Below are 25,329 nucleotides of genomic sequence, written 5' to 3' on the forward strand. Positions count from 1 at the left end.
ATGTCCGAGAAATTCGAAATCCGCCGCGAGGTGGTCGTCCCCGGAACTCCCGAGCAGATCTGGGCCGCGATCTCGGCAGAGACGGCCGGCTGGATGTTCCCGTCCCCGCCCGAAATCCCTGCGGACGGCAGTAGTCCGGACAGCCCGATCATCGCGACGTGGGAGCCGCCCCGCGAGCTAGCCATCCACATGCAAGGCCCCGACGGCTGGTTCAACAACCTCGAGTACGTCGTCGAGGCCCGCGACGAGAGCACCGCCGTTGTCCGCTACGTCCACGCCGGAGTGTTTGCCGAGGACTGGGACAACCAGTACGACGGCGCGAGTAAGCACACGGACTTCTACCTGCACAGTCTCGGCCAATACGTGCGGTACTTCGCCGGCAAACCCGTCACCTATGTCTCAGCCGAAGGCCCGGAATCCTCTTCCTCGCCGCAAGCGATGGGAACGCTTCGCAGCGCCCTCGGAATCACCTCGGGCACCGCTGTCGGTGAAGCCGCGTCGGTGGAAGTCCCCGGAATCGGAACCGTCGACGCGATTGTCGACTACATCAACGACTGGTTCATCGGCTTGCGTACCGAGGACGCATTGCTGCGGTTCTACGGACGAAACGCCTTCGGCGGCACCGTCGACGCGGCCCATCACCTCTTCGCAGAGGGCGCTGACGGTGGATCAGCAACGGCAGCGTGGCAGGCCTGGCTCGACGGCGTGTTCGCCTGAGTCGTCACACTCCCCGCTCTGCTGACACGCGACCGTCGTCGATCGCGGTCAGCAAAGCGGCATGATCGCGTGCGTTGCGTTTGGCGTAGGCAGCCGCGAACTCCCCGATCGCGAAATCGAATTCGGTTCCGTCACCGAGATATTCGGCGATCGCAATCCGATCGGACGAGCGAGCATGCGCATAGGCCAGGACCCTCGCGCATAGTCGCCCGTAGAGTTCCATCCCTTCAGGTTTCATGGTTTCGATGACCGCTGATCCCTTGCCGTCCCGAAGTTGGCGGATGTAGAAGTCGTGCTCATCCTCGTCGAGTCCCGGTCCGCGCTCCCACCCCAGGAAGATGTCACTGGTGGCCTGCATCAGGCGCTGCCCGTTCACTACTCGTTCGCCCTCGTTGGAGAAGGTGGGGCCATCGACGTACGCCGAGAGAACGGACGGCTGCGCCTCCTTGACCTGCAGGATCAACGGATCGTCGTCGTCGACGCCTTTCATCAGGATCATCCACGCGCGCGTTCCGACGCTCCCGACACCGACAACTTTCCGCGCGATGTGCGTCATCTCGAAGCTTTCGAGCAACACCCGACGGTCCCACTGCAACGTGCTTCGATAGGAACGAACGCGCTGACGTAGCAACTCCTCGATCTGAGTGAGGTCGGTGCCCGCGAACAATTCCTCTGCCGGCACGATCAGCGGCGGGTCACTGATGAACCGCCTTCTCCCGTCGACGATTTCGGTGAATTTGCCGGCAGCCTGAGCGCTGTCTCGGCGACGAGCCTTGTCCAACGTCGCCTGGGTCCGCTCGAGCATTCGCTTCTTCAAATCGACGCGAAGTTCTTCCAGTCCGTCTTCGGGTGCGATGTGCGCGTACCAAACTGCGAGGTTCCCCAATCCTGCCTGAGCGATCAGGGTTTCGCGATACTCGGCCGCACACCCGCGAACGATCTTCTTACGCTCTTTGCCGGAGTATCCGTTGTCCTTCGCTGCGATCGCCAAACTGGCGGCCAGCCGTTTCACGTCCCATTCGAACGGCCCCGGGTACGTTTCGTCGAAGTCGTTGATGTCGAACGCGAGCTTTCGCTCGGGCGTCGCATAGATACCGAAGTTGCTCAGGTGTGCGTCGCCGCAGAGTTGGCTGTTCAGGCCGGAATCAGGGCTTCGGGACAAGTCGTCCGTCATCACCAGGGCAGCACCACGGAAGAACGAGAACCGGGACGCCGACATGCGCCCGTATCGGATGGGCACCAGGTCCTGTACCCGCGACTTCGCCTGCAATTCCAGCAGTGATATCGGATCGCGGTCACTCTCTGTCAGATCCGCGAGCGCGGCCAATGGCGTATCTCTACGCGCCTGGCGGCCGCGCGCCCGCCTCTCGTCGACAGTGGGATGCTCGGTACGCACTGCTGTCATCTGCCCGACCTTTCACTCGCAACGGCTATCGCTACGAACTCGACGCGTCGGGCGTCGTTCGGCCTCCTGATCCGCGCGCTGCGCGTACCAGGAGTTCCGGACTTGACACCAACGCCTTGCGCCACGGAAGTACCCCGTCGATCTCGATCTGAATCGACAGGCTCAACACGGTCCGAATCAGAACGATCATGCCCAGAACTGCGGCGTCGGTCAGCGACGGTGAAGACGTCACAGTCTTCACCAGATCAGCGGCGACAAGGATCTCGAGCCCGAGAAGGATGACCGCACCCATCGTCTCGCGCAGAGTGCGAAACGCTGAACTACCGTCGCGCGTTCGACTCCAGGCGCGCCCCGCGATCACGAATGCGAACACGAACCCGAGGACCATGGCGACAACACCGAGTACTTCGAACCATTCGGTGACAAGCTCGAAGAACCTGATTTTGTCCATGATCATGATTCTCGAGGTAATGCACCGATAAGTCGAGGTGACACGACGGAGTCAGCTGAAGATCCGCTCGATGTCGTCGAGTCGCAGCTCGGTCGCGCGAGGAGAATAGCCCGAGCCCCACAGGCTGTCGTCGACGTAATGGACGTTCCCCGAGCGGACAGCGGGAAGACGCTCCCAGAGCGGGTTCATTGCCAACTGCGCGCGGACGTCCTGCTGGTCCTGGAATGCACCCACGATGATCACGTCGCTGGTCACCTGATCGAGTTGCTCCGCTGTGAGTGTGCGGGTGAACTCCTCCGATGTAGCTCGATCGCCCGGGAAACCGAGAGCATCGAGAAGAGCGTCGACCTGGTTGTAGACGACACCGTTTTCGCCGGTACGCAGCAGCGTCACCGACGGTAGCGAGCCGAGGGCCGAGAGCCGATCCTTGATTGTGAGGAGGCGCTCTTCCGTTCTCGCGTTCAATTCCGCAGCAGCTTCTTCCCGTCGGACCGCGACGCCCATCGAGGTGACCAACTTCTTCATCTCGTCCCACGTGAGGTACCCGTTGAAGCCGGCGAACACTGGAACACCGGTCGCAGAGAGTTCGTCGTAGGACTTTGCCGCATAAGCATTTCCGGCGGTCAGGAGCATGACGATCAGATCCGGCGACGCGCCGATGATCGCTTCCTTGTTCCACGTTCCCGCCGTGCCGAGGTTCGGGATGTTCGCCGCCTCCGGCATCGTGCGCAACACCGCGTCGCCGCCCACCCCTTCGAGACCGAAGAAGCCGCCGACGATCTTCTCCGGCGGCACACCGAGGTCGAGGACCGTCGCCATGGCGCTGACGTGGGCGATGACCATTCGCTGCGGATCCGACGGAATCTCGACACTGCCCGTCTCATCCTGCACTGTGACGAGACCACTTGGCGCCGAGCCGTTTTCGTCGCTGCTGCACGCTGCCAGCAATGTCGCAGCCGCGACACCGAGCCCGGCGCCGAACAATCCCCTGCGTGTCAGCGCATCGACGATGCGTTCCCACTGCTCGTCTGTATCGAGTGTGGTGTTATCGAGTGCGGGCGCCAGGCAGATCGAGTTCGGCACAGTTCGGTCCATTCGTTCGAGCGGTCGAAGATCTCCTCGATTGTGGCTATCGAACCGTCGAAACTGAACAGGATTTCGAGCCGACATCTATCGCTGTCCGGTCACACCTTCTTGACGACACTCGACTTCAATTGCATCGGTCCGATGCCGTCGACCTTGCAGTCGATGTCGTGGTCGCCAACGCCCTGAACAAGGCGGATGTTGCGCACTTTCGTACCTGACTTGATGCCGGTCGGACTGCCCTTCACCTTGAGTGTCTTGACGACCGTCACCGTGTCTCCGTCCGCAAGGATGTTTCCTACGGCATCTTTCACCACACCCAGTTTCACCACACCCGAGTCCTCGCCGGCACTACCGGTCGGCGCCCACTCGTGCGCGCAGGACGGGCAGACCATCAACGCGCCCATCTCGTAGGTGTATTCGCCGGCGCATTCGGGGCAAGGGGGCAAGGTGTCTTCCACGCGGTTCATCTTATCCACCAGGCACCCGATCCCCATTTTTGCATTTCATGAGGCATTCTTGGGCGAAATATTGCATTCGATGAAACTTTGCACTCTGTGCAATTATGGATGAAATGGGAACCGAAACTCTCGGATTGCGCGAACGAAAACGAATTGCGACGAGGCAGTTGATCGAGCACACTGCCGTCGAACTCGTCCTCGACCTGGGCTATGACGAAGTGACCGTCGAGAAGATCTGCGAGGCCTGCAATCTGTCGACCCGCACGTTCTTCAACTACTTCCCCACCAAGGACGCGGCGATCGGTGGGCTCATGCTCGTCGTGCCAAGTGAGGCAACCATGCTCACGCTCATCGGCGAGCACCCGGACGATCCGCTGCGCGGCGCCCTCGCGGTCTTCGAGGCGGCGATGCAGATCGTCGACGAGCGACCCGATCTGCTCGCGCATCGACGCGAATTGTTCGAACGTCATCCCACGCTGTTGCAACAACATCTGGCCACCTTCCACGATCTTGAAGACACGCTCACCCGGATCCTCACGCGGGAGTTGTCGCACAGAACCGAGTATCGCCGCCTGCACTCGGATACAGCCGCTGCCGACGAAGCCACGGCAACGGTCATCACCGCAGGCGCCGCGATGCGTTACGTCTTCCGAAAATGGCAGAACAGTGAACGGGCAAGCCCCAGAACCGACTTGCTTGATCCGGCACTACTCCTGATGGCTCGAATACTCAGGTCCGAGAGCTGATCCACACTCTCTCGCACCAGCTGTCACTCAACTAAGGAACTACATGTCCACTCGAGAAGCTGCGACCGTCGAGCCCGACGGCACGCATACCGATACCGAGGCCGCGCCGGACAAACGGTCGATCATCCTCGTTTTTGTCGGGCTTATGATCACGATGCTTCTGGCATCGCTCGACCAGATGATCTTCAGCACCGCGCTCCCGACCATCGTGGGCGAATTGAACGGCGTCAACCACATGGTCTGGGTGACGACGGCATACATCCTCGCCTCGACCGTCATGATGCCGGTGTACGGAAAACTCGGTGACCTGATCGGGCGCAAGGGCCTCTTCATCGGCGCCATCAGCATTTTCATCGTCGGTTCGGTGATCGGCGGTCTGTCCCACGACATGACCACACTCATCGCTGGTCGAGCCGTGCAAGGACTCGGCGGCGGCGGATTGATCCTGCTGTCCCAGGCGATCATCGCCGACGTCGTCCCGGCCAGGCAACGCGGCCGGTACATGGGTGCGATGGGCGGCGTGTTCGCACTGGCTTCGGTTGCCGGCCCCCTTCTCGGTGGATGGTTCACCGAGGGCATCGGCTGGCGCTGGGCATTCTGGATCAACATCCCCCTCGGGCTCCTCGCAATCGCGAGCGCAATGGCATTCCTTCACCTGCGGAAGCCGAACCTCGGCAAACCTCGCATCGACTATCTGGGAATGATCCTCGTCGCAACGGCCGCAACCTGTCTGATCCTGTTCACCACCTGGGGCGGCAACACCTACGCCTGGGGGTCAGGCGTCATCATCGGGTTGATCATCGGCTGCATCGTGACCGCAGTGGCGTTTGTCTTCGTCGAGAAGCGTGCTGACGAACCGGTAATTCCGATGCACCTGTTCGCTCAACGAAACTTCGTGTTGACCACGGTCGCGGGTCTGATCATCGGCATCGCGATGTTCGGTGCGCTCGCATACCTGCCGACCTACATCCAGATGGTGACCGGTAAGAACGCCACCGAAGCAGGACTGATGATGATTCCGATGATGGCAGGCCTGCTGGTCGCCTCCATCGGATCCGGTCAGCTGGTCAGCAAGACCGGCCGCTACAAGATCTTCCCCATCGTCGGAACATCCATCGTCGCAGTCGCTCTTGTCCTGCTCTCACGTCTGACGCCGTCGACCTCACTGCTGGTCTTCGGTTGCTACATCGCACTCATGGGTATCGGCCTCGGCCTCGTCATGCAGATCTTGATCTTGATCGTGCAAAACACCTTCCCCGCGGCCGAAGTGGGAACGGCCACCGCGTCGAACAACTTCTTCCGTCAGATCGGTGCGTCGTTGGGCAGCGCGATCGTGGGCAGCCTGTTCGCCTCGCGTCTGACCAATCTCCTGGCCGAGCGACTCCCCGCGAATGGCGGCGCGGTCGGTGGTGACGAGAACTCCTTGACCCCGGGAATCCTCTGGAAGTTGCCCAGCCAGGTTCGCGAGATCATCGTCGGTGCGTACAACGACGCGCTGGCGCCGATCTTCCTGTACCTCGTCCCCTTGGTCATCGCGGCAGTTGTCCTGTTGCTCTTCGTCAAGGAGAAGCCACTCGCGACGACGATCGATCGCTCGGCACCCCCGCTCGAGTAATTGACTATCGTGGCGTGATGTCGCACGCACCGAATACGCCCAGACGCACTCTCGCTGTTCTGGGCGTATTCGGCGTTGTGGTGGTCGTAGCTGTCGCCGGCGCACTGTGGTGGTTCGCGCGCGGCGACGACGCTCTTGCCGGCGAGAATCTCGATTCGTTCCCGGCCGTCGACCACGGCATTCTCAGCGCTCAGCAGAGTGCGCTACTGGGCGTCCTCGAGCAGGAGTGGGAGTCAGGGAGTCCCGGCACCAAATACGCCGAGGGTGTCGAAGAATCGTGGTGTGCCGATTTCGTGAGCTGGTCGATGAACCAGATCGGCACGCCGTTCTCGAACCCCAACTCAGGGTCGTGGCGCATCCCCGGGGTGTACACGCTGCAGGAGTATTACGAGTCCGTCGACGCGTTTGTCCCCTACGGTCAGGACTACCAGCCCAAGGTCGGCGACACGATCCTGTACGGCGACTCGAGCCCCTTCGGCCAACACGTCAACGTCGTTCTGGTCAACGACGGCGGCACTCTGACGACCGTCGGCGGCAACGAGAACAACAAGGTCATGCTCCATCGCATCGTCCCGTCGGAAGTCCCGGGGATCGTCGGGTTCGGCGTCATCTGAGCCACCCCCGCCGTCTTTGCGTGATGAAACTTGATTGTTGCGAGCGGTGAGATTTCCGAATTGGTTCAACCGTTGATTGGTGCAAACTGATCGACATTGTTCGGATAATTCAGTGTTTCCGTCGTCGACAGATATCTATATCGAACGAAGGATCTGACCTGACAACTAGATTCATATCCAGCTGCCCCCTACCTCAGACAGGAATTCGATGCGCCCTGGTGAGCTGACCACCCTCGAGCAGATACAGCTCATGGCCCGCGCGGCTGCTGCGCAGGCCATGAGCACGCCGTCGATGCTCCGGCTGCGGCTCGGCCGCTACCCCACTCGCACACCCGAGCTGCGCAAACGCCCACTCCCGGACACCAAGCTGTGCAGCGAAGCGCTCGATCACGCCAGAGGAACCCTCTCCCCCGCGGTCTTGAACCACAGCCTGCGCTGCTGGATCTGGGCCGACGCCTTCGCGCAGATCGATGCGATCGAGTACGACCCCGAAGATCTCTTCACTGCGTGCGCCCTTCACGATGTCGGACTGGGCGCAGAAGGATCGGCCGAGCACGGGTGTTTCACCTACATCAGTGCCGCAGACGCAGAAGAACTCGCGACCCGAGTGGGAACTTCGGAGAGGTCGGTACGGCGAATCGGCGAAGCGATCCGTCTACACATGGATCTGACCGTCGACCGCGGCGCGGGCGCTGACGCCTATCTATTGCATGCCGCAGCGCATTTCGACGTTGCCGGTCGGCGTGCGCCCGAAATTCCGCGAGCAACTGTTGATGCAACAATCGCGGAGTACCCGCGAACAGGGTTCACCGACGAGTTCGCGCAATCGATGCGGCGCGAGGTCGAGCTCCGTCCGCACTCTCGCGCGGCGACGCTCTGGAGATCGGGAATGGCCCTGCCGTTGCGTACCAATCCCCTGGATTGGAAGAGCCGGTAACTACGAAAAGTCCTCGAGCACTGCAGTTCGCGGTCCTCCGACGTTCCCGGTATTCACCACGCCGACGGGTTCGATCAACATCACCTCCGCTTCTTCCTCGGCGATCGGGCAATGTTCGACTCCGCGAGGTACCACGAACAGTTCACCGGGCCCCAGTGGAACATCTCCGTTTCGGAGTTGGATTCGAATCTGCCCCTTCGTCACCAGGAACATTTCGTCGGTGTCGGTGTGGGAGTGCCAGACGAATTCACCTTTGATCTTGACGATCTTGATCTCGTAATCATTGAGGACCGCAATCTTCTTGGGCGACCAGTGCTCGGTGAACTGACCGAACTTCTCGCGGAGCGATACCGCTGTTGCCGAACTGTTCATGTTGTTCCTCCCTCGGGCGCGCCACCACCGCGATGACGACCCCGCCACTCTTCGTCACCCGCGGCAGCTGCGTCTTGTACGTTTCTGACATGGATCCCCGCGGCGCACAGATCACCGCGTGGGCACCGGGCCTCGCGGGAATCACCGAGGTCTTCCATGCCGATTTCGTCGGACACGCCTATCCCAAACACACGCACGATCAGTGGTCTCTGATGCTCGTCGACCGCGGCACGATTGCATACGACCTCGATCATCGCGCTCATGGCGCAGCACCCGAGATCGTGACTCTGTTGCCGCCAGGCATCGCACACGACGGAGTTCCGGTCACCGAGGCCGGATTTCGTCAACGAATCCTTTACCTCGACACGTCAGTTCTCGGCGAGGTCCTCATAGGCCCGGCGGTGGACAGCCCCGAGATTCGAGACCCTCTACTGCGCCACCGCATCGATCAACTGCACTCTGCACTCGGCCCGGACGGCGAATCACTCGAAGCCGAAAGTCGCCTGAGGTTCCTCGCTGAAAGATTGAACAAGATCCTCACACCGGCCACAGGTCGATCCCTTCACACGCCGACCGTTGACGAACGCGTTGCCGATCAACTTCGGGACCTGCTCGATGCGCGACTCACAACGGGAATCACGATGCGGGAAGCGTCGAACATCCTGCAACGGAACCCCACGTATCTGATCAAGAACTTCGCGAAGCATTTCGGGCTTCCGCCTCACAAGTACGTGACGGGACGTCGGATCGATCTGGCGCGACGCGCAATCCTCGCCGGTCGCGAATTGGCGGACGTGGCCGTCGACGTCGGATTCCACGATCAATCCCACCTGTCGCGGCACTTCGTCAAGCATGTCGGGGCGCCGCCCGGTAAATACGCACTGAACGTGGTCGGCAGAGCGCGCTAGTCGAAGCACCTGGCACCGGTTTCGTCGAGCAGACACTGGTTCCGATCAGCTGGAGTCTGTGTCCACTGAATGAAAACGGTGTCAGGTCCCAACGATCAAGCAGCCGTCTCGAGGTCGACCAGGAGGAAGTCCTCGCGCCGCGGCCCGTATTCACGATCGGTCAGCTGATACGAGCGCAACGCGCGAGGCGCGCGGGCCAACTCGTAGAACCGCTCGGACCCGGACACGAACTGCCTCGATGCCCAACCCCAGTTCGGGCCGTGCGGAAACTTCGGGTCGGGCAGCATGTCGGACTCCATCGACATCACCCGTAGACGGCGAACCACTCCGGTAGTTGAGGCATTCTCGTCGAAATCGGTCCACGCCTGACGGGCATTTGTGTCGTCACGAGGAGTTCCGGCGCGTAGTTGCAAAGCGCCCGCGGCTTCGATCCGAGACGGCAACGGTGGTTCGGCGTCGAACATGAATTGCAGTGCACCGACGCGACCGACCGCCGGCTGGACCGGCTCCCGGATGTCTGACCCGTCGCGAGGCAGTCTCCACATCAATGGTTTCGAACTCGTTCGCACTTCCGCCGTCAAGAGCCACGCCGGCTCGACTACCGCCCACCTGCTCGGGCTGTCGACATTCCAGGAGAGTCCCCACCGGACGGTCTCCCCCAATTCAGGAGGAACGAACCACCGAAGACGCAGAGCGTCGACCACTACCGGCGTGATCATCGTGTCGAAGTTCGCCGACGCACCGACCACTCGACCGGCTCCACCGCATCGTCCAGCCCGAGAACCACGCGAGCTGCATTGCGTCCTTGATCGAACAGGGACTGGCGAACTGTGGTCAAGCCGGCGTCCGATGCGGCTGTTGTGTCGTCCCATCCGACGACTGCGACATCGTCGGGCAGCGCGAGGCCGAGTTCACGGATCGCGTCCAGAACCCCCAGCGCCAGTTCGTCACTCATCGCCAAGATGACATCGGGCCTTCGGCTCTCGGGAACGTCGAGCAGGGACCGAGCCATCCGCGCACCCTCGCTCCGCTCGTTGACGGTGACGACCCCCACCCGCACCGAGGGCCAATCGAGGCCCGCGTCGCGGACGGCGCGCTCGTAGCCCTCGAGCCGATGGCGGGACACCGGAAAGAAGGCTTCACTTGAAACCACGTCCATCCGAATCTCGGACCGACGCTCACGATCCCACGGAAGGCTGATCACCGCGGGCCGCTGCGCCCCCGACAACCCGACTGCCGCGATCGCAACGGCGCCGGCAACATCGTCCATCCCGACGAGATCCACACCCTCGTGCAACGGCCCACCCTGGATGCATGCGGGTTTTCCGGTGCCGACAATCGCGTCGAGGATGGGATCGTCGAAGACGGTGGTCCAGACGACAAAACCGTCTACTGCCGCGTCGCGAACTCTGTCGACGTCTCCCGGTTTCCCCGAGTTCGGCAGCATCATCAGCCCGGCGTTCGCATCCAGGCACGCTTCGGCGACTCCCGAGAGGAATCGCCGAGCTACTGCGTCTTCGAAGGCGTACGTCAGCTTCTCGCTGAAGACGACCGCGATGTTGTTGAATTTCCCGCTCCGCAAGGACTGCGCCGCCCGGTTAGGGCCCGCGTACTCGAGCTCTTCGGCGGCGGCGAACACCTTGGCTCGCGTTGATTCAGACACGCGCTCGGGCTGAGCGAAGGAGTACGACACCGACATCACCGACACGCCTGCGGCCTTCGCGACGTCGGCCATCGTCGGTCGACTCGAACGCTGCGCACGTATGGCCATGAGCATCAGCATAGCGAGTGCAGAATATCCATTGCGCAGGTGTGTATCGATACATGTATCGTTACACAACATGACTGTTCGACTGCCGAAGGCAACCACGCTACGGCTGATGACACTGGCCGGAGCAGCCTTCGCCTACGTGACGGCCGAAATGCTCCCCGTCGGACTGCTCAGCGAAATCTCGACGGACCTCGACGTCACCGAAGGGCGTGTCGGCCTACTGCTGACCTTCTACGCATACGGTGTCGCGGTCTTGACGCTTCCGCTGATCGGAGCGGTCAAAACCTGGCCGCGCCGACGTGTTGTCGTTCTGACGGTGGCCACCCTCGCGGTGTCGCAACTGGTCGCAGCATTGGCCGTCAACTATCCGATGCTGGTGATCGGACGATTGCTCTGCGCTGCGACGCACGGAGTGTTCTGGGCTGTCGTTGCCCCGGTCGCAGCCACTCTGGTTCCGCGCGGACAACAGGGCAAGGCAATCGCGATGGTGTATGCCGGAACGTCTCTCGCATTTGTTCTCGGAGGTCCACTGTCTTCGGCGATCGGCCAATCCTGGGGTTGGCGGACTGCGTCGGCGGCAATCGGTGTGGTGGCAGTGGTCATCGCTTTCTCACTGCATCGTGCGTTGCCCGAAATGTCGGTCGATCAACACAATCGGAGCAAGCGAGACAAGCCGAAGCCGACACCGGAGATGAAACGGGCACTCGCCGTCATCTGCGCGGCAACGCTGTTTGCCGCCCTGGGGCAGTTCGCTTCGTACACGTTCTTCACACTTCTGGTGGAGGAAAGCCTCGGCTCGTCCGGTGGCATCCGTACCGCGATGCTTCTGGTCTACGGCGCCGCCGGCGCAGTCGGAGTGTGGGTCGCCGGCAAGTACTACGACCGCCGACCGCGTCTCTTCACGCTCATCTCGATCGCGACGGTGGCAGGCGCGCTGGCCATCTTCTGGCTCTTGGCGCCGTCGATGGGAGCGTTCGCAGTTGTCGCCACGATCTTGTGGGGTGCGGCGTTCACCACCGTTCCGATCTGCCTCCAGTCCTCGGTTCTGCGCGCCGTCCCGATCGGGACCGACCGAGCCTCCGCCGTCTACGTGGTCGTTTTCCAAATCGCGATTGCTACGGGTGCCTTGCTCGGCTCTGCCGTCGTCGACGGTGGCGGGCTCTCACATCTGGCGGGCATCGGGGCCACTCTGATGATCGGTTCGTTGGTGATAGTCGGGTTCGGCCGACGCGCATTTCCCCGCGAACCGCAGCGGTCTACTCACTCCCCCACCGACGCGGCAGCGACGGTCGCGTCGTAGATCAGGGTGTATCGCCAGAACAGTCGTCTCCTGATCCGGCTACCTGGCAAATACAACGCGGCCGCGCGTCGGACGTCAGCCATCGACTCACTCGGTTCCGCGGTGGGAACCGTCATCGCCTTCAGTGGCTCGGAGGCAACCCGTCGATGCTTGACGACGCCGACGACGGGATTGCACACGGTCGCCAACACCGACAGGAGTGCGTCGGTGGCTGTGGTCGATCGATAACACCCGACCACGACGAGCCGGCCGCCCGGTTCGAGCAGGCCGCTCAGCCGCTTCATCGACTCTTCGAGTGGAAGATGATGCAACGCCGCGACGACTGTGATCGCGTCGTACTTCGCCTCGGATGCAAAGTCCTCGATCCGCCGTGCTTCGATGATCACGTTCTCGTCGTCGACAAACCTTGCGCGCACGGCGGCAGACGTCGTCAGGTCAGGTTCCACACCGACCACCACGTCGAACCGCCGCCGCAAGAGGTCGATCAGATTGCCGGTCCCGCTCCCCACGTCGAGAGCGCGACCCGACCTGACTCCGCGCAGATTACGTAGAACCCACCGGCCGTAGTGATCGTTGTGACTCCACGGATGGCGTCGGTTGAAACCGTCCAAGCGCGCAATCACACCCATACCCGACGGTATCAATCCGAGCCCGGGCACCGGCCGTCACAACCGCGGGTCGACCGGCTCCGATTCGAGAGCCAACACTGCGAACACGGCCTGGTGCGCTCGCCACAATGGTTCACGGTCGACGAGCCTGGATACCGCCTCCATGCCGAGCGCGTACTCGCGCAGCGCCATCGACTGCTTGTGTCCGAGGTTGCGGTTACGCAATCTCGCAAGCGTCGACGGTTCGAGGTAGTCGGCACCGTAGATCAATCGCAGGTACTCCCGGCCGCGAACCTTGATCCCCGGCTGAACCTTCGCGTTGTACCCCCGCGGTCCGTGAATCTGATTCGCCAGCGGTTTGACGACCATCCCCTCACCACCGTCACCGGTGAGCGACTCCCACCACTTCGTCGCTTCGGACACCGAGTCTTCGGAACCGAGATCGACCACCAGGCGACGTGTAGTGGTAAATCGACTCGGGTCGGCCGCGGCCAGGCGGTCCGAAATACCCAGGTGCCATTCGTGATCCCGTTCCCCGTACGACTTGTCCTCGGCCGCCAGAATCTGGAACGGCGCGATGGTGACGCCGTCCAGTCCGTTCGTCGGCCACACGTACCGTCGGTACGCCTCGCCGAAGCGCTCGATACTGGCGGCCCGAACAGTTGTCTGTTCGAACATCTCCGCCACGTCCAGGCCCCGCGACCCGGCCTGCGCCAACACGGCCTCGCGAGCTGTGAGGTCTGATCGCCCGGCCGCCGCGACCGACGCGTACTGCGAGCGCAACAGACCTTCCGCTTTGACGTTCCACGGCAACAGTTCGCAGTCGAGGAGCAGCCAGTCGGTGCCCAGCTCTTCCCACAACCCAGCGGAGGTGACTGCGGCGGCGATGTCATCGATCAACTGCTGAGTCAGGTCGTCGTCGAAGAACTGGCGGCCGGTGCGGGTGTGCACCATCCCGGTGAGCGCATCCGGTGCGTCGAAGCGGGACTGAGCAACCGATCGATCACGGCACACGAGCACCACTGCCCGCGAACCCATGTGCTTCTCTTCGCAGATCACTGTTCCGATTCCGCCGGCCCGGTATGCGTCGAACGCGGTCGACGGGTGTTCCAGATAGTCATCGGATTGGGCGCTCGCGCAGGGCGCCATGGTCGGCGGTAGGTACCTCAGCCATTGCGGCGCGACCGCGAATCGGCTCATCACTTCCAAGGCGCCGGCAGCGTTGTCGGTGCGAACGGACACTCGACCGCGCAGTTCGGTGTCGACGCCTGTTGTTTCGAGGACGTCGGCGAGATCGAGCACGTCCGGATCGCGAGTCGGCGGTGCCAGCGGTACCACCGGCTCGTACCAAACCTGCTCCGCCGGAACCGACACGATCTCTCGTTCCGGGTATCGAAGGGCGGTGAGGGATCCACCGAACACACAGCCGGTGTCGAGGCACGCGGTGTTGTTGATCCATTCCACCTCGTGCACCGGCGTGTGACCGTAGAGGACCATGGCTGATCCTCGGTAGTCCTGCGCCCACGGGTATCGAACGGGCAAGCCGAATTCGTCCGTCTCACCGGTGGTTTCACCGTAGAGCGCAAAGCTTCGCACTCGGCCGGACGCCCTGTTGTGGTAGTCCTCCTTGAGACCGGCGTGCGCGACAACGAGTTTGCCGTCGTCCAGGACGAGGTGCGCGACGAGACCGTCACAGAAGTCGACGACGCTTTCGCGGAACTCCGCCGACTCGGTGGCCATCTGCTCGAGGGTCTCGGCGAGTCCGTGACTCGGCGTGACCTTCTTACCGCGCAGCGCCTTGACGAGTTTGTTCTCGTGGTTACCCGGAACCGCTATCGCATGTCCCGCCGCGACCATCCCCATGACCAGACGCAGCACACCGACCGAATCCGGACCTCGATCCACGTAGTCACCGAGGAAGACGGCAGTTCGCCCGTCCGGCGGCACCGCATCGACAGCTCTGCCATCCGTCCCGAAGTCGACGGTGTAGCCGAGTTTCACGAGGAGCGTCTCGAGCTCACTTCGACATCCGTGGATGTCACCGATGACGTCGAACGGACCACGCTCGACACGCAGATCGCTGCGGAGCGGGTGGCGCAAGAATGTGGCTTCGGAAACCGCGTCCTCACCTCTGAGGATGTGAACCGAACGGAAGCCTTCCTTACCCAACCCGCGGAGCGAGCGAGTCAACTGTTGGTGCTGGCGGCGAATCACGTCGCGTCCGAACGTCCGATCAGAGCGAGCGTCGTTTCGTGCAGAACAGACCGATTCCGGAACATCGAGCACGACTGCCACCGGCAGTATGTCGTGCTCGCGAGCCAACGCAACGAGTCGCTTGCGCGCAGCGGGCTGCACGTTGGTCGCGTCGACCACCGTGAGGCGTCCGCGTCGCAAACGCTTGGCCGCGACGAACTCCAGCACTTCGAAAGCATCGGACGTCGACTCCTGTGAGTTCGGATCGTCACTGACCCACCCTCTGAATGTGTCACTCGAGAGGGTTTCGTAGTCACCGAAGTGGCGCGCCGCAAAGGTCGACTTTCCCGAGCCACTGACGCCGATGAGTACTACCAGGGCGAGATCTGGAATCTCGTACACTGTCATGACGTTCGTGCCTCCTTCGTGAAGATTGCCATCTGTGTCGGCCCGCCGAGGACCGGATCAATTGCTCCGATAAATTCGAACTCCACGCAATAGCCGTGGACTCGGGCCGTTTCGGTTGCCCAGTCGTCGAATTGGGTCCGTGAGAACTCGAACCTGTGATCGGGGTGCCTGAACTCTCCCGCGGCCAATGCCGGATACAGCACGTTGTAGTCGGCATTCGGAGTAGTCAGCAGCACATACTGCGGTGCTGCGTCCACGAAGACCGATCTGACCAGCGCCGGCAGGCGCGCCGTGTCGACGTGCTCGACCACCTCCATCAGCACGGCTGCGTCGAAGCCTTTCAAGCGTGCGTCGCGGTACGTCGCGGACGACTGCATCAAAGACACACGTTCACGCTGGACGTCGGACATTTCGGTGAACTTCAATCTGCGTTGCGCCCGTGTCAGTTCGCGCGCGCTCACATCGACGCCGACAAGTTTCTCGAATCGAGCGTGCGGCATCAGCGCCTCGAGCAATTTACCTTCGCCACAACCGATATCGACAATTGTTCTCACGTGCAGTCGCTGAAGCGTCGTCAAAACTGCGTCGACGCGAAGGCGTGCCAGCGGCGGATCCGGTCTCGGTGCTTCGATCTGCGCCTCGGCTTGTTCGGGAATCAGTCGATCGACCACCGATTCGACCAGGTCGCGTCGACGAGCCAGGTAGCGGGACATGATCAGCGCGGAATCCGGATGCGACGCCAACCACTCTCCAGCGACGCGGATCAATTTGTCTGCCTCGTCAGGTCCCACCCAGTAGTGCTTCACATCGTCGAGGACGGGCAACAGCACGTAGAGGTGCCGTAGGGCACTCTGCACCGTGTGTTCCCCGGTCAGTGTCAGCGACACGAAGTCGGAGTTTCCCCACGTCGGTAGGTGCGGATCAAGCTGCACCGGTATCGCGGTCACGTCCCAGCCCAGCGGCTCGAACAGCCGACGAGGCAATTCCGCATCGCCGCCACACGGAACCACCGGAATCGAGACGGTCAACGCGAGTTCGGCTCCGACGAGTTCCGGGTGCGACTTGCACGTTCCCGTCAACGCCGTGCGAAACAGCTTCGATAGAGCAACCGAGAGTATGGACGACGCCGCATACGGCCGATCGTTGACGTACTCCCCCAGCGAAAAGTTGTCGCCACTCTTGCCTCGTCGATACCTACTCTGCACAAGTTCGATGGGGTCGACGTCCACAATCACTGCCACCGTGGTCTTTTCGGCCGAGGCCTCCGGGTACAGAACCGTGGCGGTGCCGATCGCCAAGTCGAAGGTTTGCACGCGGTCGGGATGTTTGTGCAGCAGGTAGCTCAACGCGGTCGCATCAGGAGTCTGCGGGGTCGGGGTGGACGTCAGTGTGAGTAGCACCAGGCGAATGTAGCCCGGCAAACGTCCGGGGCGCCTCCGATTTACGCGCCCGCCGCCGTCAGAACAAAGTGAGAGCTGCTCCCGCACCCACCAGTTCCCGAGGCGCCTCACGCGGTTCACTGCCAGCCGCACTGACGTCTCGATGCTCCGAACGACCACCCAACCCATGACGCTCGACCAATGGCTCGACACGGCTTGCGAGCCAACGCTTGTATTCGGGAGTGACATACGCACCCCGCCCGTACAGCTCGCGGTAACGACGGATGAGTGCCGGATGTTCCTGAGCGAGCCAATTCATGAACCAACCCCGAGTACTCCCCCGCAGGTGCATCGGGAAGACCGTCACACTCGTCGCACCGGCTTCGGACAGTGCCTCGAACAGACCGTCGAGGTGACTGGTGGAATCGGTGAGGAACGGAATGACCGGCGCCACCATGACATTGCACGAGAATCCCGCGTCGGTGATGGCCCGGATCATCTCGAGACGCGCCCGCGGTGACGGGGTACCAGGCTCGATCTGCTTCTGAAGTGCAGCGTCGTTGATCGCCAACGACACTCCGATTCCGACGTCGACCTGCGCCGCCGCCATTTTCAACAACGGCAGGTCCCGTCGGAGCAGAGTTCCCTTCGTCAAGATCGAGAAGGGAGTTCCGGATTCGGTCAACGCGCGAATAATGCCGGGCATCAAGCGGTATCGGCCCTCCGCTCGCTGATAAGGATCAGTGTTGGTACCCAGTGCCACCGCCTCCCGTTTCCAGGACTTTCGCGCCAATTCCTTGCGGAGCACCGCGGCAATGTTCGTCTTCACGACCACTTGGGAATCGAAATCCGCGCCGGCGTCGAGGTCGAGGTACTCGTGACTCGGTCTCGCGAAGCAATATCGGCATGCGTGCGAGCAACCACGAAAAGCGTTGACGGTGAAGCTGAACGGCAACGTCGACTCTTCGGGCATCTTGTTGAGCGCGCTCTTGCAGAGCACCTCGTGAAACGTGATTCCCTCGAACTCGGGAGTCTGCACGGAGCGAACCAACCCGGCCCGTTCGAGTCCGGGTAGCGCTCCGTCATCTGCATCCAATGCCTGACCCGACCACCTCATGGCCCCAAGTCGAACACTTGTTCTAAGGTATGTCAAGATGGAGCGAATACCCGACCGTGCCTCACCACGGCCGGGAAGTTGTTGGCAGAATTCGGTGCATGTCGAACAGAATCAATATTTCGTCCGGTTCCGAATGGGAACCCAAGATCGGTTACTCCCGTGCCGTGCGCATCGGTAACCAGATCGCAGTCTCTGGTACCACCGCTCCTGGCGAGACCCTCACAGATCAGACCCGCGCAGCGCTCGAAACAATCAAGGCAGCACTTGCCGAGGCCGGCGCCTCGCTCGACGACGTCATCCGCACTCGCATGTACCTGCGCGACATGACGCAGTGGGAGCAGGCCGCTCTCGCGCACGGTGAAGTGTTCGGCGAGATTCGTCCCGCCACGACCATCCTCGAGGTCAGCTCGCTGATCGACCCCGCTCTGCTCATCGAGATCGAGGCCGACGCGGTTCTCAGCTGATCGTCAATCCGGACATTTGTGAAAGTGGCGCCTAGTCTGAGCCGATGAAACCGATGCGGCTGTATCCGTTGACGCTCGCGCTCGGCATCACCGCCGCTTTCCTCTCGCCCGGTTCTGCACTCGCAGATCCGGGCGAGAGTCTTTCGACGGCTTGCGGTAGCCCTCTGAGCAATGCCGAGGTGGGCCGGATTGCCGAACTCAGCGACGTCACGACGCTGACCGGCACTGGACTACCTCGGCTCGAGACCGCTGTAGAACGTCATCGTGAGATCACGTCGATCCTCGTCTCACACCACGATTGGCGAGGCTTGTTCTCCATCGGCCTCGACGCTGTCGAACACGAGGCGGTGATGCCGCTGCAGCGAGACCCTGCAGCCTTCGCCGATGACGAGTGGGCCCATTCCGTCAGCTTCGAATTGCTGCGCAGGTACCTGGTGAACGTCCATGCGGAGTTCACCGGTACTCCCACCGATCCGGCGTGGAGCAACTACTTCGCCCTGACACGTCAGTGCGACGCCAGTCCAGCACGGGTCGCCATGGCCGGCTACAACGCGCATCTCACCGTCGACCTCGCTCACGCCGTCGCCACGTCCGGAACCACTGCGGAGGATGTCACCGATTTTTACAAGATCGTCGATTCCATTGCCGTCAAGGGTGGTTCGATCGTGACCCTCACCAAGGCCGAGTACGACGCCGATCTGGGGCCGCTCTGGCGGTTCTACTTCGTCGGCGAAGGACTCGACCGATTGGCCGGAAACTCGCAGCCCTCGGAACTGTTGCTCCGCGCCGCCGACAGCGGATACAACACCATCACACTGGCCAACGGATTCGCCCTCCAGAATCCGCAGACACGTCCCGGCGCAGAACAGGAGATCGACGCACTCTGGCGTACTACAGATTCCGCTCTCGACGTACTCTCGCGACTCGGCGGTCTCTGACATCTCACCCTCCGCTGCCTGAAACGGACACACCTGCGACAATGACCCCATGACGGGGCACTCGGCGGGGCAAGGCATCCAGAGTCCCGCCATGCGCCGGGTGCGAGACCTGTTGCGCGGGCCCGCAATTGTCTGCGACGGCCAGGCAACCATCCGCGAGGCCGCGAAGTTGATGACCGATGCGGGCCGCCGTGCTGTTGTGATCCCGACGGAGACAAGCGGTTTCGGAATCTTCACCGAAGGTGACCTACGCGCTCGCGTGGTAGTCGGTGGTATCGACAGCAATCAGCCGGTATCAACAGTGATGACGCCGTCAGCAGTGACAGTCGATCCGGATCGATTGGGCGCCGACGCCGTGACCGACATGCTCGAGTACGGATTGCGCCATCTCCCGGTCGTGACCGAGGCAGGCGCACTGATGGGTGTGCTCGAACTCAGCGACCTCCTGACTTCGGCCACCAATCAGGGTTTCGAACTGCGCGCAGCGCTCGCCACAGCACAGGACGACGCCCACCTCGTCGAAACAGCCCGCGCGGTCCCTGTTCTGGTGACGGAATTGGTGGCGTCACGGGTCTCACCGCTCGACATCGGCGCGACGCTGGCCGTGCTGATCGACGTGACGGTCAGGCGAGCCATCGAATTGGTGGTGGGCGGAGACGAGCGACCGGATTTCGCGTGGCTGTCGCTCGGCAGCGTCGCCAGACGTGAAGCGCTCCCCTCTTCGGATATCGACAGTGCGCTGGTGTGGGGCGGCGAATCTCATCACGAGGGAGCCGACGCCGCGAAGACCATCCACGACATCCTCGATCTCTGCGGGTTCCCTCGCGACACCAAGAACGCCGTCGCAACCCAGGCCAGGTTCGCTCGGACGCTCCCACAATGGCGCACTGCGCTGCGGAAATGGGTATCCAATCCGTACCAGGACCAAGCCCTGGTCATGTTGTCGATGCTGGCGGATGCCCGTGTCGTCGCAGGCGATCCGGCGTTGGATCCTCGTCCCGCGGCGTTGGATCAACTGCGACTGCACCCGGCCGTCATGCGACTGCTCCTTCGCGAAGCGGTCGGCGACAAGGCAAAGCTCCATTCGTTCAAGGACGTGATGACGCGTCGGACCGGAACCGTCGACCTCAAAGCCAGCGCCGTCCAACCGATCGTGAACATCGCTCGATGGGCGGGGATTTCCGTGGGCGCCCGCACGAGTTCGACACTCGAACGCCTCAAGGCTGCAGCAGGAAGCGGTTTCCTACTCGACGACGACGCCCAGGTACTGATCGAATCTTTCGAAGTGTTGCAGCAGATTCGTGTCCGCCACCAGACCGATCAGTTCGCGGCAGGTCGGCCACCGACCGACGAAGTCGTGATCTCCGAACTCACTCCGCTCTCGCGGAGCTTGCTGAGCAATGCAGTGCGCGAGGTCGCAGGTGTGCAACGACGACTCGAATATGCCGCGTCCGCGTCGGCGCTACCCGACATCGACCCGTGAATCGCACTGCGCTCGAACAGGTTCTGGCGGCGGAGCGCCTCGAAGGCTGGGATCCGAGTAACGAGCAGATCGCGGAACTCGAGGCCGTCATGATCGGGATGCTCTCTCGGCGTGAGTATTTCGAGCAGGAATTAGCGCGAGCCGTCGGCCTGTCGTCAGCAATTCCCCCGCGGATCCGCTGGCGAAGATCAGCGCCGTACGTCTATCGCGGTACATCGGTGCTCGAGAACAATTTCGACGTGCGAGATCCCGCCGCACTGCAATCACTCGAGTTCGCGGCGACCGCGCTTCGTCTGGGTGAGGCGCATCTCGGCGGCGACCTCGTACCGCACACGCGAGACACAGCCGAACTTCTCCTACTTCACCAGCACGTTTTCCAAGATCTGTACCAGTGGGCCGGACACATCAGAACCGTCGACATCAGGAAAGGTGCGGCAACGTTTGCTCCGGTCTCGGCGATTCGGAACTACCTGTCCGAGGTGGAAGAGATCATCGCCGCCGTCGATTGGGTAGCGCTCGATCACGGCGCTGCGTCGTTCGCGCTCGCATCGGTGTACTCGACGCTCAATCATGCCCACCCGTTTCGGGAAGGAAACGGGCGAACCGGAACACTCTTCCTGCACCGACTCGCCGCCGACACCCGATATCAGCTCGACTTGTCGCGGGCGAGCAGAACCGAGTGGGTATCCGCGTCGAGGGATTCTGCGCCTTTCCGGCCCACCGGAACCCCGTCGCCTCGCCCGTTCATCGATCTGTTCAATCGCGCTCTGACTCGCTGACGCAAACATCTGCTGCCCGTTCCAGGCGGACTGAACACCGTTACTGCTGAGTGAGCACCACTTCCGACACGCTGGAAGCGGTGCTCACTCGAAGACCACTGTGCTCACTCGACCATCAACCGGGTAGCGCGAACTCTCCTGCGTCGGACCAGCGCTGACGCTCGGCTCCGAATGCGACGGACTGCATCGCGCGGAACTCCTCGATCGAGCGCGAGTTCGACGCGAGGAACTCCTGATGCTCGGCCAGCGAGAAGCTGCCGTCCTCGATCTCGACTCCCCCGCCGCGGCCGGCCGCGGTGTCCGCGCGCAGATCCATCAGCTCTTCCGGCTCGACGGGGTACCAGGAGATCCGGTCGAAGAATCGCAGCAACCAGGGGGTGCCCTCCTCGAACGGGCCCGACTTCGCGGGGTGGCGGTGATTCCACACCTGCGTCGTACGTCCGACGAACTGGTACCCACCTGGGCCTTCCATGCCGTAGATGCAGAGGTAAGCCCCACCGATCCCGACGGCGTTTTCGGGGGTCCAGGTACGGGCGGGGTTGTACTTGGTCGTGACAAGGCGATGACGTGGGTCGAGCGGCGTCGCGACCGGAGCTCCGAGGTAGACGTCGCCGAGTCCGAGCACCATGTATTCGGCGCCGAAAACGGTGTCGAATACGTCGTTCACGGATTCGAGACCGTTCATCCGGCGGATGAACTCGATGTTCCACGGGCACCACGGCGCGTCCGCGCGCACTCCGTGCATGTACCGCTGGATCGCTTCGCGCGTAGCCGGGTCGTCCCACGACAGTGGCATCCGCACAGTGCGACTGGGCACAACGAGTTCGTTGGCCGCAGGCAAGGTGTCCTCCGCCTCGGCGAGCATTCCCATCAGTTTGCCGACGGGCAGCACGTCTGGGTCGACGCGGACCTGCAGGCTACGGATTCCCGGGGTGAGATCGAGTAGTCCGGCCGGCTTCTCGGCTTCGAGTCGCTGATGCAGTGCATGTGCACGCGCACGTAACGCCAGGTCGAGATTCATGTCGCCGTATTCGACCAACACATTGTCATCGCCTGAGCGCCGGTACGTGACCGCGGTGTCGCCGTCACGGCGGGCTATGACGCCGTCGTCGCCGTCACCACCGGAGGAATGCACAACCGAATTGGACGCTCGACGCGATACTCCGAGGTCACGCCGGGAGGCTGCCCGTTCGGCGCGGACCGGCACGAAGCGAATCTTGTTCCCGGGAGCCAACTGTCCAAGCTTCCAGCGATCAGCAGACACCACCGTGATCGGGCAGACGAAGCCGCCGAGGCTCGGTCCGTCGGGCCCGAGGAGGATGGGCGTGTCGCCGGTGAAGTCGAGTGCACCGATCGAATACGCGTTGTCGTGGATGTTCGAAGGGTGAAGTCCCGCTTCGCCGCCGGTGGTTCTGGCCCAGTCAGGTTTCGGACCGATCAACCGGACTCCGGTGCGGTCGGAGTTGAAGTGGACCTCGTACTCGGTCGCGTACAGCGTGTCGATGTCGGAGCGGGTGAAGAACTCCGGCGCCCCGTGCGGGCCCTCGGTCACCGCAAGTTCCCAGCACGTGTGTATCGCCGGAACATGCTCGGCGGGAACACCTCCCGCTGCCCCGGTCGCCTGTCCGAGTTTGAGAACGTCCCCCGCCCGCAAAGTCCTACCTTCGTGTCCACCGAACCTGCCCAGGGTGAAGGTCGACGCACTGCCGAGATAGTCGTCGGTCTCGATTCCGCCCTGTACGAGTACGTAGATGCGCAGTCCTGGGCCGCTGAGCGTCCCGACGTCGAGCACCGCTCCAGCGGGGACGAAAACAGGACGCCACTGACCGTGGGCGATGCCGTCGACGGCCACAGACACCGGAGCGCCCGTGACGCACACCGTGGTGTCCTCGTCGAACGTCATCGCAGGTCCGGCCATCGCGCATTCGATGCCGGGTGCGCCTTCGGGATTTCCGAGTGCGGTGTTTCCCAACCGAAACGACAGGTCGTCCATCGGGCCCGACGGTGGGACACCGATCTGCCAGTACCCGACGCGCCCTGGATAGTCCTGAACCGTCGTCAACATTCCGGGACGCACGATGGTCAGTTTTGCATTCATTCGTCTGCCTCCGGCCGTGTGACGATCATGCGGACGGCCGTCGGATCGAAGCCGTTGCACGGGTTGTTGATCTGCGGGCAGTTGGACACGAGGACGAGCGCGTCGCGTTCGGCACGCAACGCGAGCCGCTTGCCTGGCGCAGACAGTCCGTCGACGATTCCGAGTGTGCCGTCGGGGTCGACCGGGACGTTCATGAAGAAGTTGATGTTGGACACCAGGTCCCGCTTACCGAGCCTCCATTTGGCGCCCTCGACGAGGAAGTTCTCGACGCACGCGTGCTGGTGCTTGGTGTGGTGGCCGTATCGCAGGGTGTTCGATTCCTGTGAGCACGCGCCGCCGACGGTGTCGTGGTTTCCGACCTCGTCCGCGACCAGGGTCATGAGCGGAGTTCCGTCGTCACTGCGGAGCACGGATCCTGTGGTCAGAAACAGATTCTGCTGCGCTGTGACCGTCGCTGCTGCCGAGTACCGAACGCTGTGATCGTCACTGGCATAGACGAGTGTGTCGACGGCTTGATTTCCGTGCAGATCGACGATGGTCAGGACGTCGCCGGCGCGTACAACTGCGGACCACGGCCCGAACGCGTCAGCAATCTCGTCGAGGATCACCGTTCCGGGAACGAGGGCGGGGACATCCAGGGTGGTGGTCATGCGATCTCCTCCAGGTTCGAAGCCGTCCAGGCGTCTCCGGTATTGAGCACTGCGCGTTGGTATTCCGGCCCGAGATCGTCAAGGCTGCCGAGTTCGTCGGCCGCGTTCCACGCGAGCACTTCGAGGGACGTGGTGGGAAACTCCAGCGCCGGATCGAGTGGGTGCGCGGTGTTGGCGATCATCACGATGACCGGCAGGTGGATCAGAAGGTCGACCGTCGCGCCGGCGCCGGCGGAACCCGTACTGGTGAGAGCGCCGTCCGCCTCGACGCGGACACCATGGAAGAAGGACAACGGCGGCGCAATGTCCTGCGGCCCGAGTCCGTTCTTCGCGGCAGCGACGGTGAACAGTTCACGACCGGCGGGTGAGGCACTGTGCAGCGAACCCTGCCCGTACTTCGCCTCGTTGGTAGCGCGTGACGTCGTTCCGCAGAACGCGTCGTGGTGACCCGACGTGTCGGCGACCACCGTCGCGAGTACTCGCCCCTGATCGGAGAGCAACGGGTGCCCGACACCGAGATAGGCCTGCCATGGCACCTTGACGGTATCGGCGACGTTGAGACGCTCCCAGGGGGCGTCGGCGCGGTAGAGCAAGATGTTTGCACAGGCGCTGCCGACGACGTCGCGAAGTCGCAATCGGGTTCCACGGGCGAGAACCTTGGTCGTGTATCGCCCACCTGGCACTGTTTCAGCCCAGGTCAGACGTTCGGGAGCGACGTCGTCGGGCGGGTTCGGCCAGCGGGTGGCCGGCAACACCGGCATGGAGTCTGTGATTGTTCCGGCCTGGGACCGGGCATGCTCGCGCGCTCCGGCGGTGGTCTGAGTACTCATGG

25 protein-coding genes are annotated in these 25,329 nt (G+C 62.6%); 11 read left to right on the forward strand and 14 right to left on the reverse strand.

Annotated elements, in window-relative coordinates; translation table 11 throughout:
• Positions 1-717: an ATPase gene (locus CPI83_RS15185; protein WP_097387382.1), complete on the forward strand. Its 717-nt coding sequence runs from the start codon at positions 1-3 to the stop codon at positions 715-717.
• A gap of 4 nt (positions 718-721) precedes the next feature.
• On the opposite strand, the gene CPI83_RS15190 is transcribed toward CPI83_RS15185, so the two are convergent.
• The 4 genes from CPI83_RS15190 to CPI83_RS15205 form a co-directional block, all read right to left on the reverse strand.
• A complete protein-coding gene (locus CPI83_RS15190) occupies positions 722-2,122 on the reverse strand; it encodes a DUF2252 domain-containing protein (RefSeq protein ID WP_019748352.1) in 1,401 nt (466 codons plus the stop codon).
• Between the two features lie 31 nt (positions 2,123-2,153).
• Complete coding sequence (locus CPI83_RS15195; protein WP_007728052.1) at positions 2,154-2,573, reverse strand: DUF1622 domain-containing protein; 420 nt, start codon at positions 2,571-2,573, stop codon at positions 2,154-2,156.
• A 51-nt stretch (positions 2,574-2,624) separates the two neighbouring features.
• Positions 2,625-3,656, reverse strand: a complete 1,032-nt coding sequence (locus tag CPI83_RS15200) for an ABC transporter substrate-binding protein (protein ID WP_232816753.1) — start codon at positions 3,654-3,656, stop codon at positions 2,625-2,627.
• Positions 3,657-3,757: 101 nt separating this feature from the next.
• The gene (locus CPI83_RS15205) at positions 3,758-4,117 is read right to left on the reverse strand and encodes a zinc ribbon domain-containing protein YjdM (RefSeq protein ID WP_020907681.1); all 360 of its coding nucleotides are present in this window, start codon (positions 4,115-4,117) and stop codon (positions 3,758-3,760) included.
• A 113-nt stretch (positions 4,118-4,230) separates the two neighbouring features.
• On the opposite strand from CPI83_RS15205, the gene CPI83_RS15210 reads away from it, so the two are divergent.
• The 4 genes from CPI83_RS15210 to CPI83_RS15225 all read left to right on the forward strand — a co-directional run bounded on the left by CPI83_RS15210 (position 4,231) and on the right by CPI83_RS15225 (position 8,029).
• Positions 4,231-4,863 carry a TetR/AcrR family transcriptional regulator gene (locus tag CPI83_RS15210; RefSeq protein WP_024487257.1) on the forward strand — a complete coding sequence of 211 codons (633 nt, stop codon included), beginning with the start codon at positions 4,231-4,233 and terminating at the stop codon, positions 4,861-4,863.
• Between the two features lie 43 nt (positions 4,864-4,906).
• Positions 4,907-6,478 (forward strand): MDR family MFS transporter, encoded by a 1,572-nt coding sequence (locus CPI83_RS15215; RefSeq protein WP_019748347.1) that lies wholly within the window; start codon positions 4,907-4,909, stop codon positions 6,476-6,478.
• A 17-nt stretch (positions 6,479-6,495) separates the two neighbouring features.
• Entirely contained in the window at positions 6,496-7,092 is a 597-nt protein-coding gene (locus CPI83_RS15220) for a CHAP domain-containing protein (protein ID WP_021344205.1), read from the forward strand.
• 208 nt (positions 7,093-7,300) lie between these two features.
• On the forward strand, positions 7,301-8,029 hold the full coding sequence (locus CPI83_RS15225; protein WP_020907678.1) for an HD domain-containing protein: 729 nt from the start codon (positions 7,301-7,303) through the stop codon (positions 8,027-8,029).
• Here the strand turns inward: CPI83_RS15225 and CPI83_RS15230 are convergent, their stop codons facing one another.
• Complete coding sequence (locus CPI83_RS15230; RefSeq protein ID WP_020969562.1) at positions 8,030-8,401, reverse strand: cupin domain-containing protein; 372 nt, start codon at positions 8,399-8,401, stop codon at positions 8,030-8,032.
• Between the two features lie 89 nt (positions 8,402-8,490).
• Between CPI83_RS15230 and CPI83_RS15235 the strand changes: the two genes are divergently transcribed.
• On the forward strand, positions 8,491-9,309 hold the full coding sequence (locus CPI83_RS15235; RefSeq protein ID WP_097387384.1) for an AraC family transcriptional regulator: 819 nt from the start codon (positions 8,491-8,493) through the stop codon (positions 9,307-9,309).
• A gap of 95 nt (positions 9,310-9,404) precedes the next feature.
• On the opposite strand, the gene CPI83_RS15240 is transcribed toward CPI83_RS15235, so the two are convergent.
• Both CPI83_RS15240 and CPI83_RS15245 read right to left on the reverse strand, forming a co-directional pair.
• Positions 9,405-10,058: a hypothetical protein gene (locus CPI83_RS15240; RefSeq protein ID WP_084325911.1), complete on the reverse strand. Its 654-nt coding sequence runs from the start codon at positions 10,056-10,058 to the stop codon at positions 9,405-9,407.
• On the reverse strand, positions 10,025-11,080 hold the full coding sequence (locus tag CPI83_RS15245) for a LacI family DNA-binding transcriptional regulator (protein ID WP_228117894.1): 1,056 nt from the start codon (positions 11,078-11,080) through the stop codon (positions 10,025-10,027). The genes CPI83_RS15240 and CPI83_RS15245 overlap by 34 nt, the downstream gene beginning before the upstream one ends.
• Before the next feature lie 70 nt (positions 11,081-11,150).
• Between CPI83_RS15245 and CPI83_RS15250 the strand changes: the two genes are divergently transcribed.
• Positions 11,151-12,380, forward strand: coding sequence for an MFS transporter (locus tag CPI83_RS15250; protein WP_097387385.1), 1,230 nt, complete (start codon positions 11,151-11,153; stop codon positions 12,378-12,380).
• On the opposite strand, the gene CPI83_RS15255 is transcribed toward CPI83_RS15250, so the two are convergent.
• From CPI83_RS15255 to CPI83_RS15270, 4 genes are read right to left on the reverse strand one after another with little or no spacing between them, the layout of a single operon-like run.
• Positions 12,341-13,009 carry a class I SAM-dependent methyltransferase gene (locus CPI83_RS15255; RefSeq protein WP_021332950.1) on the reverse strand — a complete coding sequence of 223 codons (669 nt, stop codon included), beginning with the start codon at positions 13,007-13,009 and terminating at the stop codon, positions 12,341-12,343. The genes CPI83_RS15250 and CPI83_RS15255 overlap by 40 nt on opposite strands.
• A 36-nt stretch (positions 13,010-13,045) precedes the next feature.
• Entirely contained in the window at positions 13,046-15,589 is a 2,544-nt protein-coding gene (locus CPI83_RS15260) for a polynucleotide kinase-phosphatase (RefSeq protein ID WP_097387386.1), read from the reverse strand.
• A complete protein-coding gene (locus tag CPI83_RS15265; protein WP_097387387.1) occupies positions 15,586-17,010 on the reverse strand; it encodes a 3' terminal RNA ribose 2'-O-methyltransferase Hen1 in 1,425 nt (474 codons plus the stop codon). The genes CPI83_RS15260 and CPI83_RS15265 overlap by 4 nt, the downstream gene beginning before the upstream one ends.
• A gap of 37 nt (positions 17,011-17,047) precedes the next feature.
• The gene (locus tag CPI83_RS15270) at positions 17,048-18,085 is read right to left on the reverse strand and encodes an Rv2578c family radical SAM protein (protein ID WP_003944842.1); all 1,038 of its coding nucleotides are present in this window, start codon (positions 18,083-18,085) and stop codon (positions 17,048-17,050) included.
• A 98-nt stretch (positions 18,086-18,183) separates the two neighbouring features.
• Here CPI83_RS15270 and CPI83_RS15275 point away from each other — a divergent pair, with 98 nt between their 5' ends.
• The 4 genes from CPI83_RS15275 to CPI83_RS15290 are packed head-to-tail and all read left to right on the forward strand — an operon-like array spanning position 18,184 to position 21,749.
• The gene (locus tag CPI83_RS15275; protein ID WP_019748335.1) at positions 18,184-18,549 is read left to right on the forward strand and encodes a RidA family protein; all 366 of its coding nucleotides are present in this window, start codon (positions 18,184-18,186) and stop codon (positions 18,547-18,549) included.
• A gap of 53 nt (positions 18,550-18,602) precedes the next feature.
• Positions 18,603-19,487 (forward strand): DUF5995 family protein, encoded by an 885-nt coding sequence (locus tag CPI83_RS15280; protein ID WP_082148459.1) that lies wholly within the window; start codon positions 18,603-18,605, stop codon positions 19,485-19,487.
• Between the two features lie 49 nt (positions 19,488-19,536).
• Positions 19,537-20,970, forward strand: coding sequence for a putative nucleotidyltransferase substrate binding domain-containing protein (locus tag CPI83_RS15285; RefSeq protein WP_223257836.1), 1,434 nt, complete (start codon positions 19,537-19,539; stop codon positions 20,968-20,970).
• Entirely contained in the window at positions 20,967-21,749 is a 783-nt protein-coding gene (locus tag CPI83_RS15290) for a Fic family protein (RefSeq protein ID WP_092764045.1), read from the forward strand. The genes CPI83_RS15285 and CPI83_RS15290 overlap by 4 nt, the downstream gene beginning before the upstream one ends.
• Positions 21,750-21,864: 115 nt before the next feature.
• On the opposite strand, the gene CPI83_RS15295 is transcribed toward CPI83_RS15290, so the two are convergent.
• Genes CPI83_RS15295 through CPI83_RS15305 form a run of 3 tightly spaced genes read right to left on the reverse strand, consistent with a single transcriptional unit; the run spans position 21,865 to position 25,327 of the window.
• Complete coding sequence (locus CPI83_RS15295; RefSeq protein ID WP_097387388.1) at positions 21,865-23,847, reverse strand: 5-oxoprolinase/urea amidolyase family protein; 1,983 nt, start codon at positions 23,845-23,847, stop codon at positions 21,865-21,867.
• Complete coding sequence (locus CPI83_RS15300; RefSeq protein ID WP_070386074.1) at positions 23,844-24,497, reverse strand: urea amidolyase associated protein UAAP2; 654 nt, start codon at positions 24,495-24,497, stop codon at positions 23,844-23,846. The genes CPI83_RS15295 and CPI83_RS15300 overlap by 4 nt, the downstream gene beginning before the upstream one ends.
• Positions 24,494-25,327, reverse strand: coding sequence for an urea amidolyase associated protein UAAP1 (locus CPI83_RS15305; RefSeq protein WP_069146535.1), 834 nt, complete (start codon positions 25,325-25,327; stop codon positions 24,494-24,496). Before CPI83_RS15305 ends, CPI83_RS15300 begins: the two co-directional genes overlap by 4 nt.
• Positions 25,328-25,329: the final 2 nt, after the last annotated feature.

The sequence above is a fragment of the Rhodococcus sp. H-CA8f genome (assembly GCF_002501585.1).
GTDB classification, from domain to species: domain Bacteria; phylum Actinomycetota; class Actinomycetes; order Mycobacteriales; family Mycobacteriaceae; genus Rhodococcus_F; species Rhodococcus_F erythropolis.

Coding starts and splice junctions, on each gene's coding strand:
- CPI83_RS15185 (WP_097387382.1), top strand. CDS start 1: ATGTCCGAGAAATTCGAAATCCGCCGCGAGGTGGTCGTCCCCGGAACT.
- CPI83_RS15190 (WP_019748352.1), bottom strand. CDS start 2,122: ATGACAGCAGTGCGTACCGAGCATCCCACTGTCGACGAGAGGCGGGCG.
- CPI83_RS15195 (WP_007728052.1), bottom strand. CDS start 2,573: ATGGACAAAATCAGGTTCTTCGAGCTTGTCACCGAATGGTTCGAAGTA.
- CPI83_RS15210 (WP_024487257.1), top strand. CDS start 4,231: ATGGGAACCGAAACTCTCGGATTGCGCGAACGAAAACGAATTGCGACG.
- CPI83_RS15215 (WP_019748347.1), top strand. CDS start 4,907: ATGTCCACTCGAGAAGCTGCGACCGTCGAGCCCGACGGCACGCATACC.
- CPI83_RS15220 (WP_021344205.1), top strand. CDS start 6,496: ATGTCGCACGCACCGAATACGCCCAGACGCACTCTCGCTGTTCTGGGC.
- CPI83_RS15225 (WP_020907678.1), top strand. CDS start 7,301: ATGCGCCCTGGTGAGCTGACCACCCTCGAGCAGATACAGCTCATGGCC.
- CPI83_RS15230 (WP_020969562.1), bottom strand. CDS start 8,401: ATGAACAGTTCGGCAACAGCGGTATCGCTCCGCGAGAAGTTCGGTCAG.
- CPI83_RS15235 (WP_097387384.1), top strand. CDS start 8,491: ATGGATCCCCGCGGCGCACAGATCACCGCGTGGGCACCGGGCCTCGCG.
- CPI83_RS15245 (WP_228117894.1), bottom strand. CDS start 11,080: ATGGCCATACGTGCGCAGCGTTCGAGTCGACCGACGATGGCCGACGTC.
- CPI83_RS15250 (WP_097387385.1), top strand. CDS start 11,151: ATGACTGTTCGACTGCCGAAGGCAACCACGCTACGGCTGATGACACTG.
- CPI83_RS15255 (WP_021332950.1), bottom strand. CDS start 13,009: ATGGGTGTGATTGCGCGCTTGGACGGTTTCAACCGACGCCATCCGTGG.
- CPI83_RS15260 (WP_097387386.1), bottom strand. CDS start 15,589: ATGACAGTGTACGAGATTCCAGATCTCGCCCTGGTAGTACTCATCGGC.
- CPI83_RS15270 (WP_003944842.1), bottom strand. CDS start 18,085: ATGAGGTGGTCGGGTCAGGCATTGGATGCAGATGACGGAGCGCTACCC.
- CPI83_RS15275 (WP_019748335.1), top strand. CDS start 18,184: ATGTCGAACAGAATCAATATTTCGTCCGGTTCCGAATGGGAACCCAAG.
- CPI83_RS15280 (WP_082148459.1), top strand. CDS start 18,603: ATGCGGCTGTATCCGTTGACGCTCGCGCTCGGCATCACCGCCGCTTTC.
- CPI83_RS15285 (WP_223257836.1), top strand. CDS start 19,537: ATGACGGGGCACTCGGCGGGGCAAGGCATCCAGAGTCCCGCCATGCGC.
- CPI83_RS15295 (WP_097387388.1), bottom strand. CDS start 23,847: ATGAATGCAAAACTGACCATCGTGCGTCCCGGAATGTTGACGACGGTT.
- CPI83_RS15300 (WP_070386074.1), bottom strand. CDS start 24,497: ATGACCACCACCCTGGATGTCCCCGCCCTCGTTCCCGGAACGGTGATC.
- CPI83_RS15305 (WP_069146535.1), bottom strand. CDS start 25,327: ATGAGTACTCAGACCACCGCCGGAGCGCGCGAGCATGCCCGGTCCCAG.